This is a genomic window from Christensenella sp. MSJ-20 (genome assembly GCF_044357945.1).
In the GTDB taxonomy this organism is placed as follows: domain Bacteria; phylum Bacillota; class Clostridia; order Christensenellales; family QAND01; genus QAND01.
Genome location: NZ_CP076563.1, coordinates 1,757,809 through 1,776,935 on the forward strand (window position 1 = coordinate 1,757,809; position 19,127 = coordinate 1,776,935).

The following is a 19,127-nucleotide window of genomic DNA, read 5'->3' on the forward strand; positions in this document are numbered from 1 at the left end:
TATGCAGTTCTTCTCCACGAGGGGTGGCGAAGGCGTATCGCCCGCCGAAGCGGTGCTGATGGGAATTGCACCGGACGGCGGGCTTTTTATACCCGAAGCCTTTCCCCAGTTTTCCCTAAGTCAGATTGCCAAAATGGCCCGGCTCAGCTATCCAGAGCTTTCGGCCCAGGTTATTGCGTCCTTTTTGACGGACTTCACCTATGCGGATATCCTCAAGGTGACCCGAGAGGGCTACGCCGCCTTCTCCCACTCCGATACTGCGCCTTTGGTATCCATCGGAGACGGCCTTTTTGGCTTGGAGCTGTTCCATGGCCCTACCCTGGCCTTTAAGGACATCGCCCTATGCGTGCTGCCTGGCCTCATGCGGCTTTCCATGGAGAAACTGGGCCAGGATAAGACCGTGTTGATTCTGGTGGCCACCAGCGGCGATACCGGCAAAGCGGCACTGTCCGGCTTTACCGATAAGCCCGGTACCGCCATCTGCGTTTACTATCCCAAGGATGGAGTATCCTACGCCCAGAAACGGCAGATGATCACTCAGAAGGGGAAGAACGTCCAGACCCTGGGGGTGGAGGGGGATTTCGATGCCTGTCAGCGTGGCGTTAAGGCCATTATGGGGGATCCCGAAATGGCCCGCCTGGTGGGAGAACGAGGCTATGCCTTTAGCAGCGCCAACTCCATCAATTTCGGCCGGCTGGTTCCTCAGGTGGCGTACTATTTCTCCTCTTATGTAAAGCTGCTGTCGGCGGGGGAGATCGAGCTGGGAGACCAGGTGGATTTCATCGTTCCCACCGGCAATTTTGGAAACATCCTGGCAGGCTGGTATGCGAAACAGATGGGATTGCCCGTGGGGAAACTCATCTGCGCCAGCAACCGGAACAACGTCTTGACTAAGTTCTTCTCCGACGGGGTGTACCGGGCGGGGGGAACCCTTCATAAAACCACCTCTCCCTCCATGGATATTCTGGTATCCAGCAATCTGGAACGGCTGTTATACCACTGCACCCAGGATCCCGATCTGGTTAAAGCCTATATGGAGGATTTGGCTCAGGGACGGGATTATGCCGTGGGCAATGCCCTTTTGAACCGGTTTTCCGAGGACTTCCTGGCGGGCTGGGCGGACGATGCTGCCGGGGCTCAGGCCATTGGGCGCGCGTACCGCCGGGGAGGCTATGTGCTGGATCCCCACAGCGCCATCGGCCGAGCGGTGTATGAGGAGCTGCCGGCTACCGGCAATAAGGCGGTATTGGTCTGCACCGCCAGTCCCTTTAAGTTCAGCAGCGATGTGCTTCGCGCCCTTGGGCGGGAGCCCCAGGATGATGAGTCCGCCCCCTACCAGCTGGCGGATGTTACCGGGCTGAAGCTGCCCATGCCCCTGATTGAGGCCCTCACCGCAGAACCCCGTCTACTGGACACCTGCGGCGCGGCGGAGATGGGGGAGGCGCTGTTGGCCTGGCTTGACAGGGCCCGCTAGCTGATGTATATTGCAGCCATCCGCGCCCTGTTGAAATTGACGGATCGGGGCACATTGAAGGACAAACGGCGGGTAGTCAAGGGCTTTTTGGCGGAAATGGAGCGGGAATGCCGTGTTTCGGTAGCGGAAACCGGCTGGCAGGACAGCACCGCTTTCTTTGAGGCAGGACTCTGCAAGGCTACGTCGGATCACAGGGTGGCGGAGCGGGTCATCGATCATGTGAGCCGGCGCATCTATGAGGATCCACGATTTTGCTATGTGGAACTGAGAACTGAGATTATTCCCATGGGGTGAAGCATATGGAACAAAAAAAGGTCATATTTAGCGGGATTCAGCCCTCGGGCGGGCTGACCCTGGGCAACTACATTGGCGCGCTTCGAAATTGGAAGAACCTTCAGGCGGAATACGATTGCTATTACTGCGTGGTGGATCTCCATGCCGTGACGGTGCGGCAGGTGCCGGCGGAGCTTCGTCGGCGGACCTACGAGACCTTTGCCCTGCTGCTGGCCCTGGGATTGGATCCCCAGGAGAACACCGTATTCGTGCAGTCCCATGTGGCGGCCCATTCCCAGATGTGCTGGGCGCTTAACTGCTACACCTATTATGGGGAGCTGGGCCGCATGACCCAGTTTAAGGAGAAATCCGAACGGCATCCGGACAACATCAACGCCGGTCTTTTCGATTATCCCGTGCTGATGGCGGGGGACATCCTTTTGTACAACACCGATCTGGTGCCGGTGGGAGCCGATCAAAAGCAGCATCTGGAGATCACCCGGGATATTGCCATCCGGTTTAACAACATCTATGGCGATGTGTTTCGGGTTCCGGAGCCCTACATCCCCAAATTGGGCGCGCGGGTGATGTCCCTTCAGGAGCCCACCAAAAAGATGAGCAAGTCCGATGAGAATGAAAACGGATTCATCGCCATTTTGGACGATCCCGATGTCATCGTGCGAAAACTTCGCCGGGCGGTGACCGATTCCGAGGGCAGCGTGACCGCGCGGGAGGATAAGCCGGGGGTCACCAACCTTATGGGCATTTTGGGAGCCCTCAGCGGGCAGACCATGGAACAGATTGAGGATGCCTTTGCCGGCAAGGGATATGGCGACTTGAAATCCGCTGTGGCCGACGCCGTCATTGGAGAGCTGTCTCCCATCCAGGCGGAGTATAAACGGCTTATCGCCGACAAGGGGCAGCTGGAGGCCCTTATGAAGGAGGGCCGCGAGAAAGCAGCCCGTGTGGCGAACCGCACCATGAGCAAGGTATATAGGAAGATGGGGTTCATTGGCCTGCGTTGATCCCATCCTAGGAGGAATGGCATGTTTGGCTATGTAAGGCCCATCCCGGAGCTGCTGGAGGAGGGGGAAAAGGAGCTTTTTTCCGCCTATTACTGCGGTGTATGCCGGGAGATGGGCCGCCGGAGCCGGATGACCCTTACCTTTGACTGCGCGTTTCTAGCGTTGATGCTTTCGGGAGGATCGGAGGCGGGGATGGAGACCATCCGCTGCCGGGGAAATCCTTTTCGAAAGAAGCGCGCCATCCGCACAGGGATCACACGGTATTGCGCCGACCTCAATGCGATTTTATCCTATTACAAAATCCTAGACGATATCGCAGACGAGGGAAAGACATCCCGCAGGCTTATGGGATGGCTGCTCCGAGGGGATTTTCGCCGGGCGGCTGCCCGTCAGCCCCAGGCGGCGTTGGCGGTGGAGCGCTCCATTGCCGCTCTTCAGAGGTTGGAAGAGGAAAGCTGTCCGGTGTCCGATATGGCGGCCGATACCACCGCTTCCATGATGGCGGCGCTGGCTGGAGAGCCGGACACCCCGCTTTACCGGTTATTCTACCATGTGGGCCGTTGGCTGTACCTTTTGGACGCTCTTATGGACTACGATGAGGATCTGGAGCGGGGAGGCTACAATGTGCTTCGCCTGGAATGGGGCAGCCGGGAGGCCGCTGTGGAGGCCATGGAGTTTGCCCTGTGGCATGCGTTGAGCGTGGTGGAGGAGGAGTGTGGCCGGTTGGAGTTAACCCAAACGGCCCTGGGCATCGTCCGAAATACCCTGGAAAAGGGGATGGCTGCCCGGACCCATTTGGCCCTATATGGGCAGGAGGAAAAAGAAGAAGTTGGATCCCTATAAGGTGCTGGGGGTAAAGCCCGGCGACGACCAGGAAACCATCAAAAAGGCATACCGGGAGCTTGCAAAGAAATATCACCCGGATAAATACCGCAATACCAATCAGTACGAGTGGGCCATGGAGAAGATGAAGGAAATCAACGCGGCCTACGATATGCTCACGGGAAAAAACGTCAATACCGGGTTTGGCGGCGGCGCATCCGGCGGCTACGGATACGGCGGCGCCACCGGGGGAAGCACCGGTTATACCGGCAGTCAGGCAGGGCTCTTTAACGCCATTCGCCAGCTTTTGGCCCAGCGCCGTACCGATGAGGCCGAGGCCATGCTGCTTAATATGACGGAGCGGCCTGCCGAGTGGTACTACCTCATGGGGGTTTGCTACAACCAGAAGAATTGGCATACGCAGGCCCGCCAGTTTTTTCAGACCGCGGTACAGATGGATCCCAACAACTATGAGTACAATCAGGCCTACGCCGCCTATAACGGCGCCGCCCGGGGCTTTACCCGCCGGGCCTATGGCAATGCCGACAACAGTATGTGCCAGCTTTGCCAATGCCTGTTGATTTCCTCCATGTGTTCCGGCTGCGGCAGGATGCCCTATATCTTCTGCTGTTAGGAGGCCGTCTTGAATTTTCGCACCGGCGAGACCGCCCATAAGCTGACCCTTTCTGCCATGCTCTGCCTGATTTCCATGGTGTTTCTCTATTTGATACGGCTAGTGCCCACCTGGGCTGAGATTCCCCTCATGGCTTTGGCGGGGATTCCCCTCTCTGGGATAGCGGCGGAGGACGAGCTCTATCTTTCGATTTTGGCCTATGCCATTACCTCCATCTTTGGATTGGGGTTCATCGCAAGCTTTGCCCATCTTGCGCCCTATACCCTGCTGTTGGGCCTATATCCCTTGATCAAGCCCTTTTTAGATGGACGGCGGGATCCGTTCTTCCGCTGGGTCTTGAAGATGCTTTTCTTTACTGCCGCCATGCTGCTCATTGCCGATGGCGCCGCCGGGGGCTCGCTTTTGCCCTATCTGTCACACATTCCCAGCTGGGCACTGATTCCCCTGGTGTACGTGTTGTTCATTGCCTATGACTATATTCTGCTGTTGTTTCAATACTTTTACCTGGGAACCGTCCGTCCCCGGCTTTAGGGCTTGACGGGTGGAGAAAAATATAATAGCATCATGATATATGGATTGTAATTGGGAGGGGACCCCATGAGTAGCCAAAAGAAACAGCCCGCCAAGGTTATTGAGCTTTCTGGAGAGGATATTCTTGCCTTGGCGGGCGACGCCAAAGGGCAGGAGGAGCGGAACCTGAGCGTGGAGGCCATCCGAGAGGAGATCCTGGATTATCCCAACTCCATTCTGCTGGCCGGTTTTTTCAAAGCCTTTGGAGACGGCACCCGTCTGCGCATTCTCAACGCTCTTTCCATCCGGGATCTATGCGTAAAGGAGTTATGCCAGCTCTTGGACGCTTCCCAGCCCGCAGTTAGCAACCATTTGCGCATTCTCAGCCAGCAGCAGATGGTAAAACCCATTCGCCGGGGAAAGAACATCTACTACTCCCTGGGGGATTGGCATATCAATGCCATCATCGGCGTAGCCCTGGAGCGGTTCGCTTTGGATGGCAGCGGGAAGCTATAACTGGGGAATGGTCAGCCGCCTTTGGGCGGCTTTTTTTATTGCCTTGGCATGTGTCCCTTTGGCAAACTGTAAGTAACTGGAAGTATATGGTTCCGTGAAACGCGTTTTGCTGGGATTGTTATGCTTGGTACTGCTGATCTGTGGCGGCTGTTATGAGCACTACGCCATGGAGGCAGCGTCGGCTTTGGACCTCCGGGACACAACCCTTCATAGGAGCATTGGACTATTTTGGAAGGCGGAGGATGTGGGTTATGGGCAAGGGGAATACTTTGCCGCCAAGCTTTTGCGTTGTGTCCGGGTGGAGTTTGGAGAACGAATCAGCTACTACTACCGGATTGTGGTCTGTCCCCTGACGGATCAGCCCCTGTGCTGTATGGATCTCCGCATTCTGCCTACCGCCGGACTGGATAACTATTTTTTGCGTGGACGATACCGGGGGCGGCAGCCTCAGAGCCGCCAGTCCTACGAGCCCACCGGGAACCTATTCATGGGGGTAAAAAATCTGGATGTTAAGAGGCCCTTCCCAGGGGAGGGAGAGGAGGGCCCGGTGGCCTATGATCTGGAGTTCACCTGGAACAATGTTCACGATAATCTGATGGAGGAACTGAACCTATCGGTCCAGGACTTTGACCGTGGGATGACGGAGCTACGGGTGCTATTTAACGGCAGGGTGGATGAGATCCCTCTCAAGCTGGAGGGCGTGCCGGAGACGGCCACCAGTGCCGAAGACCCCGTGGCCCAGGAGGCCATCTTGGTGCGACGCCTATTTGAATACGGTGGCGGTGGGAGAATATCCTACTTCTATGGGGAATGATGAAAAAAAGCGAAAAGAGCCGGGAAACCGGCTCTTTTGATCAGCTTTGCCGAGGGAAGCGGAGAAGCGGAGCGCGCGCCGGACCGGGACCGCCGTGAATAGGCGCTCTTGGACCTATGGGGGTCGATGTCGGGCCCACAGGCGATCTGGGGGGCTGTGGAGGCCGGACGGGCGGAGGCGGCGGTCCAACGGGCGGCCGAGGCCTGGGCGGATGGGGCGGGTGCATGGGCCAGAATCCCCAGACGAAGGGAACCCAAGGAACCCGCCGATACCGGTCATATCTATCATAGGGTGCCATGGCGACACATCCTTTCCTGATGGTATGCTACATCATATGTGGGAGGAGGTGCTTTTTCCACAGATGGCCGCTTGTTACGATATTCTGAACATTGGCGAGAGGGCCTTTTCCATGGGGGAGAGCTGCGCTATACTGATAGACCCTGGAAAGCCCCACTTCGGCCCTTTGTTTGCGTACCGGCCCCGGATGCAATATAATAAGGGGCGAGCGAACCCCATTAAACCAGACGAGGTTGTCATCTTATGGACGCGATTATCGGTACCATTACGGATATCTCCCGTTTTATTTTCATTGGCATCGTGCTATATACCCTGTTTCGGCTGGTGGATAACGCCATGGCGGAGTATGCTTTTCGCCGGGAGGCCATCGGTGGTAGTCCCGGCCGGTATTTTGGCTATCTTACCATCATCAAGGCGCCTCGGGAGGAGATGCTGGGCCTTCGGTATGGCCTGAAATGGGAAAACAGCTTGGGATCGGCGGACAAATGTGATGTGGCCATCCCGGTGAAAAAAATCGGCAAGCGCCATGGGGTACTGTACCTAAACCGGGACTTTGCGGTGGTAAACCCCATCGGCCACAACCGCATCTACATCAACGGCGAGCTGGCTCAGCGGGGGGACGAGGTCTATGACGGCGATATCCTCACTCTGGGCGGCGTATACCTTAGGGTACGCCTGGAGATGGGAGGGAACCACTGATGCAATCCATGCGACGGCCCAGCTCAGGCAGCATCCTTTTTATGATCACCCTGTTCTATGTGCTGGCCTTTTCCATCATCTTCATCAACTCCCCTGAGACCGATTACCGGGGCTTTATCGTGGCGGGAGGCGCCGTTGGGCTGTTGTATTTCCAGTATGGGGCTTTGACTGCCTTCTTCCCCAACGTGGATCGATATGTGCTTTTGGTGGCCAATTTCCTCTGTGCCGTGGGCATGGTGATGCTGTACCGCATCGATCCCGATATTGCCATCAAACAGTTGGTTTGGATGGGCATCGGAATGTTCTTTATGGTGATCACCATGCTGGCCATCCGCTATTGGCGGGCCTGGCCCAATCTGAAATGGGTACTCATGGTGGGCAGCTTTGGCCTATTGGCCCTGTCTATCGTGTTCAGTGGCAGCGTCTTTGGCGCTAAGAATTGGTTTACCATCGCCGGGGTTACCGTGCAGCCATCGGAGTTTGTCAAGGTGCTGCTGGTGGTTGCCCTGGCGGGAGTGCTTCATCAGTACAACGGATTTTCCTCCCTGCTGGTCATCGCGGGCTATGTGGGGGGCTGCTTGATCCTGCTGCTGCTTCAGAAGGATTTGGGCGCGGCGTTACTCTATGCCGGCACCGCTATCATTATGCTGTACGCCGGCACCAGCAACAAGTGGCTGGTAGGAGGCGCCGTTGGGGCGGTAAGCGTGGGCAGTGTATTGGCTTATAAGCTGTTCCCCCATGTGCGGGTTCGGGTGGCCTTGTGGCAGAATCCCTGGGCCCTGTACGAATCCCAGGGCTATCAGGTGGTCCAGGGGCTCATTGCCATCGCCAGCGGTGGCCTTTTTGGCCTTGGCCTCACCATGGGCATGCCCATGGCGGTGCCGGTGCGCCACACGGACTTTATCTTTGCGGTGATCTGTGAGGAGTTCGGGCTTATCATTGGCGTCGCCTTGGTAGCCTTTTACCTGGTGTTCATCGTTCGGGGGGCCATTATCGCTATGGATGCCCGAAACAGCTTTGACGCCATCATGGCCATAGGCTGCGTGGCTATGATCACCCTCCAGTGCTTTATCAACATTGGCGGCGTGGTGAAGCTGATCCCCCTGACGGGCATCACCCTGCCCTTTGTCTCCTATGGGGGCAGCAGCATGCTGTCCTGCTTCATCCTGCTGGGGATCCTGGAGGGCATTGCCATCAAGAACGGAGACGCCGATTCCATGGAGTTTGACGAGGAACTCTATGATGAGGACGACTACGCCTACGACCAATACGAGGATTGACGGATGAAAGGCATCAGAAAGAGCATCAAGGCCCTATTGTGGGCGTTTGTGATTATGTTTACGGTGCTGGCGGGCTATACCGCCTATACCGTGACGGTGAACGGATCCACCTGGTTCATCTCTTCCTACAACCCCAGGCTGGCCAACCAGAAGCAAAACGTGGTGGCGGGGAGCATCCTGGACCGGAACTATACCGTGCTGGCGGAGAGCCAGACCGCCGGGGAGCGGGAATACCACCCTGACAGCGTAACCCGCAAGGCGGTGAGCCATGTGGTGGGGGATCCCTACGGCCTGGCCGCCACCGGAGTGGAGTCCTTCCATGCCAAGTATCTCCTGGGCTTTGGAGGCAACGTCTTTGAGCGGCTGTACCAGAGCATCGTACTCCATCAGCGGAAGGGAGAGAACGTCACCACCACCATCGACGCCCAGCTATGCAAATACGCGTACCAACAGCTGGATGGGAAAAACGGCGCTGTGGTGGTGATGAACTACCGGACCGGGGAGATCTTATGTTCCGTGTCCACCCCGGGATATGATCCCACCAATATGGATGCCTACCGGGACCTTAGCGACGATGATCCCGCTAGCCCCCTGGTAAACCGCGTGACCATGGGCCGCTACACCCCTGGATCGGTGTTTAAGACCATCACCTTGGCGGCGGTGGTCAAGTATCAGCCCGAGCTGCTTGCAAAGACCTATTCCTGCGCCGGCTCCATGGACATGGACGACAGCGCCATTACCTGCGCTGGAAAGTCCCGACATGGGGATCAGACGGTGCTGGAGGCATATGAGAACTCCTGCAACGTGGCCTTCGCCCAGATTGCTCTGGACCTGGGCCGGGATAACGTCATGAAGATGGCCCAGGAGTTTGGCTTTAACGAGGAATATCTATTTAGCGACCTCATTGCCTACAAGTCCAGCTACGAGACCTCCGACAAGGACTTGGACTTCTGCTGGTCCGCCATTGGCCAATATAAGGATACCTCCACCCCGCTGCAGATGTGCATGGTGGCGGCTACCATCGCCAATGACGGCATTATGATGGAGCCTAAGCTGGTGAAGTCCATCATCAACGCCAGGGGTTACGAATACAACAAGATAACCCCTAAAACATTGAAGACGGTGATGAGCCCTGAAAACGCCCAGGTGATCCGGGAGTATATGATCAGCGCCGTCACCGACGGGTTGGGCGGCCGGGCCGCCATCAGCGGCTACACCGTAGGCGGCAAGACCGGCTCCGCCGAAGTGTCGGATGATAAGAGCGTACCCACCCATGCCTGGTACAACGGATTTATCTATGACGATAAAAGCCCCCTTGCCATCGCCGTCATCGTGGAACACGGCGGCAGCGGAGGCAGAACGGCCGCGCCCATTGCCGGCGCGGTGCTGAAAAAAGCAGTGGAGCTGGGGTATTGATGGATTATCGGGAACACATCGAGGATATTCTGTCGGGGCTGCCCGAAAAGCCCGGCGTCTATATCATGAAGGATGGGGACGGAGAGATCATCTACATTGGCAAGGCCCGCGTGTTGAAAAACCGGGTACGCCAGTATTTCCGCAGCAGCAAAAACCATGCACCCAAGGTCATCGCCATGGTGGAGAAGGTGCGGGATATTGACTACATCATCACTGCCACCGAGATGGAGGCTCTGGTGCTGGAGTGCAACCTCATTAAGGAGAACCGGCCTTTTTACAACATCCTCATGAAGGACGACAAGCATTACCCCTATGTGCGCATCGATTTAAACGAGCCCTATCCTCGGGTAGAGGTGGTTCGCAAGGTGGTAAACGACGGGGCCAAATACTACGGCCCTTATGTGAACACCGGAGCTCTTACCGACGTGCTGTCCGCCGTCAGCGCCAACTTTCAGCTTCGAACCTGCAAGCGGGATATTCTTCGTTCCCTGGCAAAAGGGGAACGGCCCTGCCTCAACTACCAGATTGGCCGGTGCGCCGGACCCTGCGCTGGGCATATCAGCCAGGAGGACTACCGGGCCATGATACAGGAGGTGCTGGCCCTTTTAGAGGGCAAGAGCGAAAAGATCATCTCGGGTTTGCGGCGGGAGATGTTGGCCGCCAGCGACCGTCTGGATTTTGAGGAGGCCGCGGTACTCCGGGATCGGCTGAACACCGTGCAGCGGGTGGCCGAGCGGCAGTTGGCGGATTTCGCTTCCCTGGAGGAGCGGGACGCCTTTGGTATGGGGGAGCTCCGGGGGAATTTCCTGGTGCAGATCATGATGATCCGGGATGGGAAGATGGTGAACAGCCAGAACTTTTTCATTGAGGATCCTCAGGAGAGCCGGGAGGAGGTCTTTTTTTCCATCCTCAAGCAGTATTATGCCGGTACTGCCTATGTTCCATCTGAGGTTTTGATTCCCTTTGCGGGGGAGGAGATGCCTTTGATCGAGCATTGGCTTTGCGAGAAGCGGGGAAAAAAGGTGCGGCTCCATGTGCCCCAGCGGGGGGATAAGAAAAAGGTGGTGGATCTGTGTAACGCCAACGCCCAGGACGTGCTGGAGCGGCGGGAGGCCCGGCTCCGGCGGGAATGGGATCGGGGGGAAGGGGCGCTTTTGGAACTCCAAGCCCAGCTGGGCCTGCCCGTCCTGCCACGGCGCATCGAGTGTTATGACATCTCCCACACACAGGGGGCCTATACCGTGGCCAGCATGGTGGTGTTTACCGACGGAAAACCCGATAAGAGCAGCTACCGGCGGTTCCGCATTCGAACGGTGGAGGGCATTGACGACTTCAAGAGCATGTCGGAGGTGCTGGAGCGCCGGCTGCTCCGGGCCATGGAACCGGATGAGAAATCCGTCCAGTCCTTCGGGCGGCTGCCGGACTTGATCGTCATCGACGGGGGCAAGGGACAGCTGCACAGCGCCCTAAACTCCATGGAACGGGTGGGGTTTGACATCCCCATGATCGGCCTGGCCAAGCGCATCGAGGAGATCTTCCTGCCGGGAGAGAGCGAGCCAATTCTGTTGAAATCCAGCTCCCCGGCCCTTCATATTTTGCAGGGTATCCGGGATGAAGCCCATCGGTTTGCCATCACCTACCACCGGTCTTTGCGGGCCAACGCCGCCTTGGTCAGCGAGCTGGACGAGATCCCCGGCATCGGCAAGCGGCGGAAGAACGCCCTGATGCGGGAGTACAAGACGGTGGAGCACATCAAAACCGCCAGCCTGGAGGACCTGGCTGGGTTGGAGGGCATGACACGGGCCGCCGCCCAGGCGGTGTACGAGCATTTTCACCGGCAGAATGATGAGACTGCGCCCACCTCGGAGGGGGAATAGCAGGCGGACGGCCGTACGGCGGTGGCTGGCTAGGGGCTGGAACGCACGCCAACGGCGTGCAACAGGGGTGCGGGCTCAGCCTGCTGTAACAGGGGACCGCCCACCGGGCGGCGGTCACTGGCCGCTATTTCTCGTCGGGGATGGAGCAGGCTTCCAGGGCCAGGCCCATGCCCAGCCGAAAGCCCAGGGTGAAGTTCTTGAGATAATGCCGAACCCGGGCTTCCGCTTCCAATTCCTGATAGGCCTGGAACCGCTGGTCCGCCTCTTCGTCCAGGAGGGCGCGCAGTTGCTCTTCCCCGCGCAGGAGCTGTTGCCGGAACCACATGGTTTCCTCATCCTTTTGCTTGGCCCAGGATTCAAAAGGGGAGAGCTCCCCGAAATAGAGCTGTTCTAATAGATCGGACATGGATAGCACCCCCTAAGGAGCGTTATAGCACAACTCCGAGTGGTTGCGCTCAAATTACTATCGAATGATAGAATCCATGCGGATTACTACGGCATCAGCGTGGATTATATTCTGGTTTTATAAAAACCTTCTTTGCAGAGTGGGGCCAGGGGGGATTTCGGGAGTCCCCCCATAACCCCCCAGCGACACGGGGGAAGTCTCCCCCATGGCCCCCACGTGGGTAGACGAGGTTAGGCTAAAAGCAGAGGTTGGTGTTTGTAGGCGGTTGGCAAGTGGCAGGAGGCACGCCAAAGGCGTGCAACAAGGCAGCGGCCACCGGCCGCCCCTCAACGACAAGGGGGGAAGTCTCCCCCCATGGCCCCCTCGTGCGAGAAAGGGGCTTGATGAGAAAACCAGGGTTGATGCTAGTAAAATGTTGGCTAGAGGCAGAAGTGCACGCCAACGGCGTACAACATGGGACCGGGCACTGCCCGGCGGCGGGGGATTCCCAAAGGAGCGGTTCCATAGTATAATTCCAGTAATAAGATTTATGATAAATTTGGAGGAACCTTCCCATGCAGTACAAGCTCTTGGCCCTGGACATCGACGGAACCCTTTTGAACAGCAAGCGGGAGATCACCCCCGGCGTGCGGAGCGCCATCCAGCGGGCGGTGGACGCCGGCGTCACCGTGCTTTTAGCGACCGGCCGCATGTATCGGGCCATGTACCGGATCAATGAGGATCTGGGGCTATCCGCACCCTGCATGGTATACGGCGGGGGACAGATCGTGAAGGACAGCAAGCCCATCTACGAATGCCCCATCGATTCCGCCGCCGCCTTGGAGTTCCTCGATTGGGCGCATGGGATCGGCATGCATGCCCAGATCTATCTGTTTGACGACTTTGTCTATGAAAAGGAAAACCAGTATAGCCGGGAGTATGCGGAGTTTTGTAACTTTCCAGGGGTGGAGTTCCCCAACCTTCGGAAGATGCATACCATTCTGACCCCCAAAATACTGGGCATCTCCGAGCCCGAGAACATCGACCAATGGGAGGCCATGGCCAAGGAACGGTTTGGGGATCGGCTTCGCATTACCCGGAGCAAGCCCCGGTTCCTGGAGGTCAACAACCCCGCTGCCAGCAAGGGGGTTGCCCTTAATGAGCTGGCCAAATCCCTGGGGCTCACCGCTGAAAACTGCATTGCCATGGGAGACGCCACATTGGATCTGCCTATGATCCAGTGGGCTGGATTGGGAATCGCCATGGACAACGCTGATGAAGTAACCAAGGCCGGCGCCGATTTCATCTGTCCCAGCTGTGATGAGGACGGGGTGGCCTACGTCATCGATAAATTCATCCTGAACGGGAAGTGATACCTTGATCAAGACCATTCCTGTGGATATCTTTGCCGAGAAGATCGACCTTACCACCGTCTTTAAGGGACGGGGGGAGTTTGTGGTGGGCAGCAACGATATCAGCCGGCCCTCCATTCAGATGGCGGGATTCTTCAGCGAATTCCCCTTCCACCGCATCCAGCTCTTTGGCCGGCAGGAGATGGGGTACATCGAGCAGTGCTCCGAGGATGATTTGGAGCGCCGGTTTGAGGAGTTCTTTTCCTACGAGATCCCCTGTATCATCATCTGCAATGGCGACCCGGTACCCAGCGTTATGATGCGCCATGCCATGGAAAAGAACGTGCCGGTGTACCGCAGCGACCGCCGCACCAGCAAGATCGTCCATATGGTGGTGGATTTTCTGGACGCGGTGCTGGCCCCGGAGGAGACCATCCACGCCAACGTGCTTCATGTCTTTAACGTAGGAATTTTGATCCGGGGAGAGAGCGGCATTGGTAAGAGTGAGCTTACCTTGGAGCTCATCAAACGGGGACATTTTATGGTGTCTGACGACGTTACGGTGCTGCGAAAGATTGGGGAGAGCCGGCTCATCGGCTATGCGCCCCGGGCGGTACGAAACCTGATGGAGCTTCGGGGGATCGGCATCATCGACGTGAAGCAGATGTACGGCATGACTGCAGTACTGGAATCCTGCGGCATCGACCTCTATATTGAACTCAGCAATTGGGTGGAGGGCCAGGAATACGAGCGTCTGGGCTTTGATACCAACTACATCGAGTTTATGGGGGTCAAGATCCCCCGGTACGATATCCCCGTTCGCCCGGGACGGAACCTGGCGGCTTTGGTGGAGGCCATCGCCATGAACCACCGGGTTAAGGAAACCAATTTTGACATTGAGGAGGAGGTCAACCGCCGCCTGGAGGCTCTGTATTCCGGCCGGGATACAGAGGTGATTCTGTAATATAACCGCCCCTTCGGCCATACAAATTAGTGTACCGGTCGAAGGGGTGATGACCATGAAAGGGCGCCGACTGGCCCTTTTTTTATGTGCCGTGCTATTGCTGCTGGTGGGGATCTTCCCCCGAGCGGTTTTGGAAAATACCGATTTGGATTTCGTCAAAAGCTGGATCGGGAAACGGCGCTACGAGTACGCCGGAGAGCTAACCCTCTGGCATGTAACGGGCACCGGCATGGGAATGGGCAACGGGGCCAACTTTTTGTCGGCCCGAACCAAGGAGTTTGAACGGAAGAACTTCGGCATTTACTTTACCATCAAAGTGATGGATGAAAAGCAGCTTCAAGAGCGTCTGGCGGCGGGGGAGCGGCCAGACCTTTTATCCTTTCCCGCAGGGGCTCTCAGCGATCCCGCGGGCGTCTTGGAGGAGCTGGATCTATCGGGATTCTCCATGGATCGTAATTTGAAGGAATCCGCGGAAAAGGGTGGCCGGAGCTACGGGGTTCCCCTCTATTTTGGAGGAGCGGTACTGGTGACCAACGATGATCTGATTTATTCCAAGGACCTGATGCCGCCCAGCGGCATGCCGGACGCTGAGTGGATCGCCGACGCCCAGGAAAAGGGCGCCTTGAGCCTGATGCGGATCGGCAGCGACACCGAGCTCTATATCGCCGCATCCTCTCTGTGTAATGAGGCGGCGGAGGCCTTTTTAGCGGCGTCCGCAGGAACGCTGGATGAGTTCCTCAAGGGGGAGACGGTGATGGCGGTGATGGATGTAAAGACCCTCTACGCCTTAAAACAGCGGGAGGATACCGGGCATGTTCCGGGAGTGTCCTCCTATGGGATGGACTCCATGGCTTTTACCACACAGTACCTGGGAATTGCCAAGGACCTGCCGGATGAAAAGTGGCAGGTGGCTCAGGGACTGGTGAATCACGTTTTGGGGGAGAAAGCACAGAAGCGGCTGCTGGACTACTGGAGTTTTCCGGCCCTTTCCGGCATTGATGATTTTATACCGGAGGATCTTAGAATGGCCTCAATGTGGGAAAACCAGAGGGAGGAAAAACCCCTGTGCATGCCCGCCTTCCGCAAAGGGGAGATCGCTGGGGAATTTGCTCGCAGACGGGAGGCGGGCGAAGAGCTAGAAAGCCTTCGGGAATGGCTGCGGGATGCTTGCAATGATGGTGGCTAACGTGTAAACTATATTATTATGCCTTGTGATGGTCCGACGATAGGAGCTTACTATGCCTCTCATAGATTTGATTGATAAATTGCAGCAATCCCTGCCCAGCGGCACGGTTTTGACGGGGGAACCCATGGCGCGGCACACCACCTTCCGGGTGGGAGGGCCCGCCGATGTGATGGTGCTTGCCGACAGCGGGGCGGATATTCAGAAGACCGTGGCTCTGTGCCGGGAGGAGAACTATCCCTTTATCATTTTGGGCAACGGCAGCAACGTGCTGGTCCGGGATGGCGGCATCCGGGGCTGTGTGATCCTCATGGGCGAGGGGTACTCCTGCGTGGTTCCCTCGGGAGAGGACGCCGTCTATGCCCACGCTGGAGCCAGGAACAACCGATTTGCCGAGACCTGTATGGAACTGGGGCTCGCGGGATGCGAATTCATCTCGGGGATACCGGGCACCATAGGGGGAGCGGTGTTTATGAACGCCGGGGCTTATGGTTCTGAGACCTCGGATATTGTGAAAGCCGTCCGGGCGTTGGATCGGGAGGGCAATTTTCTGGAGCTAACCCGGGAGGAGATGGGCTTTAGCTACCGCCACAGCTTGGCGGCGGAGCGGGAGATGATCATCCTAGGGGCGGAGTTTCAGCTAAAAAAGGGAAATCCAGCGGAAATCGCCGCTCGCATTGCCGATTTGAACGGCCGCCGCCGAGACCGGCAGCCTCTGGAATATCCCAGCGCTGGCAGCGTGTTCAAACGGCCTTTGGGGCATTTTGCCGCGAAGCTCATCGATGACGCCGGTTTGAAGGGAGCCCGGGTGGGGGATGCCCAGGTATCGGAAAAACACGCCGGGTTCATCATCAACCGGGGGGCGGCCGCTGCAGCCGACGTGCTGGAATTAATCCGCCGCATCCAGAATATCGTCTTTGGCATGTTCGGCGTGCGGCTGGAGACCGAGGTCCGCATCCTGGGGGAAGAGGCGCTGTCATGACCATCTACGGGGATTTTCATACCCATACGGTGTTCAGCCACGGCAAGGGTACCATGGAGGAGAACGTTGAAGCCGCCATTGACCGCGGACTTTCCGCCGTGGCCATCACCGATCATGGGCTTTCCCACTTTGCCTATGGTATCAGCAAGCGGGAATTGCAGGCGTATCTTTCGGAGGTGGACAGGCTGCGGGATTGTTATGCCGACCGTATCCGGGTGCTCTCCGGCGTGGAGGCCAACATCATAGGCCCCGATGGGGAAATCGATGTGCCGGACTGGCTGGACAAGCGGTTGGACGTGGTCTTGATGGGGTTCCACCGAGCGGCTCGAAATGCCAACTGGGCCAAATGGTTTCAGTTTATCATAGCCAACGGCAAGGCCATGACCGAATCGGGGAAACGCCGCCAGCAGGATCGAAACACCAGGGCCTTTGTTCGGGCCATTGAGAACCATCGGGTAGACGCCATCACCCATCCTCAATACATCGCCCGGCTCCACATGGAAGAGGTGGCCCGGGCCTGTGTCAAAACCGGCACTCTTGTGGAGATCAACAACAAACACGGGGATATCACCTCGGAGGAATTGCGGTGCGCCCTTTCTGCGGGCGCGGATTTTCTCATCAGCAGTGACGCCCATCACCCCAGCGCTGTGGGCGTGGTGGATCGGGCGCTGGCCCGGGCCGAGGCGGCGGGCATTCCGCCGGAACGGGTGTTTAACAGCACAACCTATCAGGGAGGCAAACGCCTTCCAGTTCAATAGCGGATAAAGGAGGCGGTTTCATGGAATGTGTAATCATTACCGGACTGTCGGGGGCGGGGCGCTCCTCGGCTCTGCGGACCTTTGAGGACCTGGGGTTTTTCTGCGTAGATAATATGCCGCCCATGATGGCGGCCTCCTTCGTGAAAACCTGTATGGAGGAGGAAACCGTCAAAAAGGTGGCTTTGGTCATCGATACCCGAGCGGGCATCTTCTTTGATAAGGTCTATGATGCCATCGAGGAGATGAAAAAGCTGGGGGTGGATTGCCAGGTGCTGTTCCTGGATACCGCCGATGACGTGCTGATTCGGCGGTATAAGGAGACTCGGCGAAAGCATCCCATGAACGCCATCAACGTCACCGAGGGCATCGCCACCGAGCGGCGGGTGTTGTCCCGGCTTAAGGACATGGCAAAATATGTGGTGGATACCAGCAACATCACGGCCCGCCAGCTTCAGGAAATGCTGCAGGAGATGTTTGCCGGCGGCGGGGACGGAGTTACCATCGTTATCGTATCCTTTGGCTATAAGAATGGGATCCCGCTGGATGCCGACCTGGTCTTTGACGTGCGCTTTCTTCCCAACCCCTATTACATTGAAGAACTGAAAAAGAAGAACGGCCTTACGGCCGAGGTCCACGACTACGTATTCTCCTTTCCACAGACCCAGGAGTTTATGGAGATGCTCACCAATATGATCACCTATCTGGCGCCCTTCTACCGTATTGAGGGCAAATATCAGGTGGTGGTGGCCATCGGCTGTACCGGCGGCATGCATCGATCGGTGGCGGTATCCGATGAACTGTATCGCCGGCTGTTGTCCGCCGGTATGGGAGCGGTGATCGTCCATCGGGATATCGACAAGGATCTCTATATAAAATCCCACTAAGGGGGTGTTCCCATGTCCTTTTCATCCGCGGCTAAGGAGGAGCTGATGCGCATTCCTTGCCGCCATGAGGGATGCGCCATTGCGGAGCTGTCGGCGGTGGCCCAAGTGGGGGGCAGCCTTCTATTGGGCCGCGGGCGAATGGCCCTGTCCATTCAGGTGGAAAACGGCGCTCTGGCCCGCAGGGTTTATTCTCTGATGAAGGAGACCTTTGGAGTGGAGCTGGAGATCCGTGTGCAGGATTCCCGCCGCTTGGGCAAGCAGCATGTGTACTTTGTTACCCTGCAGGAGCGGCTGCCCCACGTGCTGAGAACCCTGAACCTGATGGACCGGAATGGGTTGAGCCATAGAGGTCTACCCGCCAGCGCCACCCGAAGCTGTTGCCGTCGGGCATTTTTGCGGGGGATTTTTCTATCCTGTGGTAGCGTGACCAATCCTGAAAAGGGGTATCACCTGGAGTTGGTATTGAAGAATCCCGGTCTAGCTGAGGCCGTCCGGAAGCTGATTCGGGAATTTGGCCTAAAGGTGGGGCTGTCCCGCCGGAAGGGAGATAGCGTCCTGTACCTAAAGGGAGCCGACAGCATCGGGGATTTTTTGGCATTGATCGGGGCCCATACCGCCATTTTGCAGCATGAAAACGCCCGTATTCTCAAGGAAATGCGGAACCAGGTAAACCGCGCTGTAAACTGCGAGACCGCCAATCTCAACAAGACGGTGAAGGCGGCTGTTCGCCAGGGAAGCTGTATCCGGTTTCTCATGGAGCAGGGAGCTTTTAATGAGCTGAACAGCGGGCTTCGGGAGGCGGGCGTGCTGCGGTTGCAGTATCCAGAAGCCTCCATCCAGGAGCTGGCCGATCTTACAGAGCCCCCCACCGGCAAATCTGGGATGAACCACCGCCTTCGGCGGCTTTGTCAAATCGCGGAGGAGCTAGGCTGGCGGGATGGATTGGGAGAAGAGGCGGAAGGAGAATCGAGATAGGAGGAGC

20 protein-coding genes are annotated in these 19,127 nt (G+C 57.4%); 19 read left to right on the plus strand and 1 reads right to left on the minus strand.

The window, feature by feature from the left end; genetic code table 11:
* Position 1 precedes the first annotated feature (1 nt).
* The 12 genes from thrC (at position 2) to uvrC (ending at position 11,637) form a co-directional block, all read left to right on the plus strand.
* Positions 2-1,474 (plus strand): threonine synthase, encoded by a 1,473-nt coding sequence (thrC, locus tag KP626_RS08995; protein ID WP_395976870.1) that lies wholly within the window; start codon positions 2-4, stop codon positions 1,472-1,474.
* A 3-nt stretch (positions 1,475-1,477) separates the two neighbouring features.
* A complete protein-coding gene (locus tag KP626_RS09000) occupies positions 1,478-1,768 on the plus strand; it encodes a DUF503 family protein (protein WP_395976872.1) in 291 nt (96 codons plus the stop codon).
* A gap of 5 nt (positions 1,769-1,773) precedes the next feature.
* On the plus strand, positions 1,774-2,772 hold the full coding sequence (gene trpS / locus KP626_RS09005) for a tryptophan--tRNA ligase (protein WP_395976874.1): 999 nt from the start codon (positions 1,774-1,776) through the stop codon (positions 2,770-2,772).
* 21 nt (positions 2,773-2,793) lie between these two features.
* Entirely contained in the window at positions 2,794-3,615 is an 822-nt protein-coding gene (locus KP626_RS09010) for a DUF5685 family protein (protein WP_395976876.1), read from the plus strand.
* A complete protein-coding gene (locus KP626_RS09015) occupies positions 3,602-4,228 on the plus strand; it encodes a DnaJ domain-containing protein (protein ID WP_395976878.1) in 627 nt (208 codons plus the stop codon). Before KP626_RS09010 ends, KP626_RS09015 begins: the two co-directional genes overlap by 14 nt.
* Positions 4,229-4,237: 9 nt before the next feature.
* Positions 4,238-4,759 carry a hypothetical protein gene (locus KP626_RS09020; RefSeq protein ID WP_395976880.1) on the plus strand — a complete coding sequence of 174 codons (522 nt, stop codon included), beginning with the start codon at positions 4,238-4,240 and terminating at the stop codon, positions 4,757-4,759.
* A gap of 66 nt (positions 4,760-4,825) precedes the next feature.
* The gene (locus tag KP626_RS09025; protein ID WP_395976882.1) at positions 4,826-5,254 is read left to right on the plus strand and encodes an ArsR/SmtB family transcription factor; all 429 of its coding nucleotides are present in this window, start codon (positions 4,826-4,828) and stop codon (positions 5,252-5,254) included.
* 94 nt (positions 5,255-5,348) lie between these two features.
* Positions 5,349-6,068, plus strand: coding sequence for a hypothetical protein (locus tag KP626_RS09030; protein ID WP_395976884.1), 720 nt, complete (start codon positions 5,349-5,351; stop codon positions 6,066-6,068).
* 540 nt (positions 6,069-6,608) lie between these two features.
* Entirely contained in the window at positions 6,609-7,064 is a 456-nt protein-coding gene (locus tag KP626_RS09035) for an FHA domain-containing protein (protein ID WP_395976886.1), read from the plus strand.
* Positions 7,064-8,344 (plus strand): FtsW/RodA/SpoVE family cell cycle protein, encoded by a 1,281-nt coding sequence (locus KP626_RS09040; protein WP_395976888.1) that lies wholly within the window; start codon positions 7,064-7,066, stop codon positions 8,342-8,344. Before KP626_RS09035 ends, KP626_RS09040 begins: the two co-directional genes overlap by 1 nt.
* Before the next feature lie 3 nt (positions 8,345-8,347).
* Complete coding sequence (locus KP626_RS09045; RefSeq protein WP_395976890.1) at positions 8,348-9,760, plus strand: peptidoglycan D,D-transpeptidase FtsI family protein; 1,413 nt, start codon at positions 8,348-8,350, stop codon at positions 9,758-9,760.
* Positions 9,760-11,637, plus strand: coding sequence for an excinuclease ABC subunit UvrC (gene uvrC, locus KP626_RS09050; RefSeq protein WP_395976892.1), 1,878 nt, complete (start codon positions 9,760-9,762; stop codon positions 11,635-11,637). The genes KP626_RS09045 and uvrC overlap by 1 nt, the downstream gene beginning before the upstream one ends.
* Positions 11,638-11,761: 124 nt before the next feature.
* Here uvrC and KP626_RS09055 read toward each other — a convergent pair whose 3' ends face one another.
* On the minus strand, positions 11,762-12,043 hold the full coding sequence (locus tag KP626_RS09055; protein WP_395976894.1) for a DUF6809 family protein: 282 nt from the start codon (positions 12,041-12,043) through the stop codon (positions 11,762-11,764).
* Between the two features lie 554 nt (positions 12,044-12,597).
* Between KP626_RS09055 and KP626_RS09060 the strand changes: the two genes are divergently transcribed.
* The 7 genes from KP626_RS09060 to whiA are packed head-to-tail and all read left to right on the plus strand — an operon-like array spanning position 12,598 to position 19,120.
* On the plus strand, positions 12,598-13,395 hold the full coding sequence (locus KP626_RS09060) for a Cof-type HAD-IIB family hydrolase (RefSeq protein WP_395976896.1): 798 nt from the start codon (positions 12,598-12,600) through the stop codon (positions 13,393-13,395).
* 4 nt (positions 13,396-13,399) lie between these two features.
* Positions 13,400-14,338, plus strand: a complete 939-nt coding sequence (hprK, locus tag KP626_RS09065) for an HPr(Ser) kinase/phosphatase (RefSeq protein ID WP_395976898.1) — start codon at positions 13,400-13,402, stop codon at positions 14,336-14,338.
* A 55-nt stretch (positions 14,339-14,393) separates the two neighbouring features.
* Positions 14,394-15,524: a hypothetical protein gene (locus KP626_RS09070; protein ID WP_395976900.1), complete on the plus strand. Its 1,131-nt coding sequence runs from the start codon at positions 14,394-14,396 to the stop codon at positions 15,522-15,524.
* A 52-nt stretch (positions 15,525-15,576) separates the two neighbouring features.
* A complete protein-coding gene (gene murB, locus KP626_RS09075) occupies positions 15,577-16,503 on the plus strand; it encodes a UDP-N-acetylmuramate dehydrogenase (protein WP_395976902.1) in 927 nt (308 codons plus the stop codon).
* Positions 16,500-17,261, plus strand: coding sequence for a PHP domain-containing protein (locus tag KP626_RS09080; RefSeq protein WP_395976904.1), 762 nt, complete (start codon positions 16,500-16,502; stop codon positions 17,259-17,261). The genes murB and KP626_RS09080 overlap by 4 nt, the downstream gene beginning before the upstream one ends.
* A gap of 20 nt (positions 17,262-17,281) precedes the next feature.
* Positions 17,282-18,145, plus strand: a complete 864-nt coding sequence (rapZ, locus tag KP626_RS09085; protein ID WP_395976906.1) for an RNase adapter RapZ — start codon at positions 17,282-17,284, stop codon at positions 18,143-18,145.
* Between the two features lie 12 nt (positions 18,146-18,157).
* A complete protein-coding gene (gene whiA, locus KP626_RS09090) occupies positions 18,158-19,120 on the plus strand; it encodes a DNA-binding protein WhiA (protein ID WP_395976908.1) in 963 nt (320 codons plus the stop codon).
* Positions 19,121-19,127 lie beyond the last annotated feature (7 nt).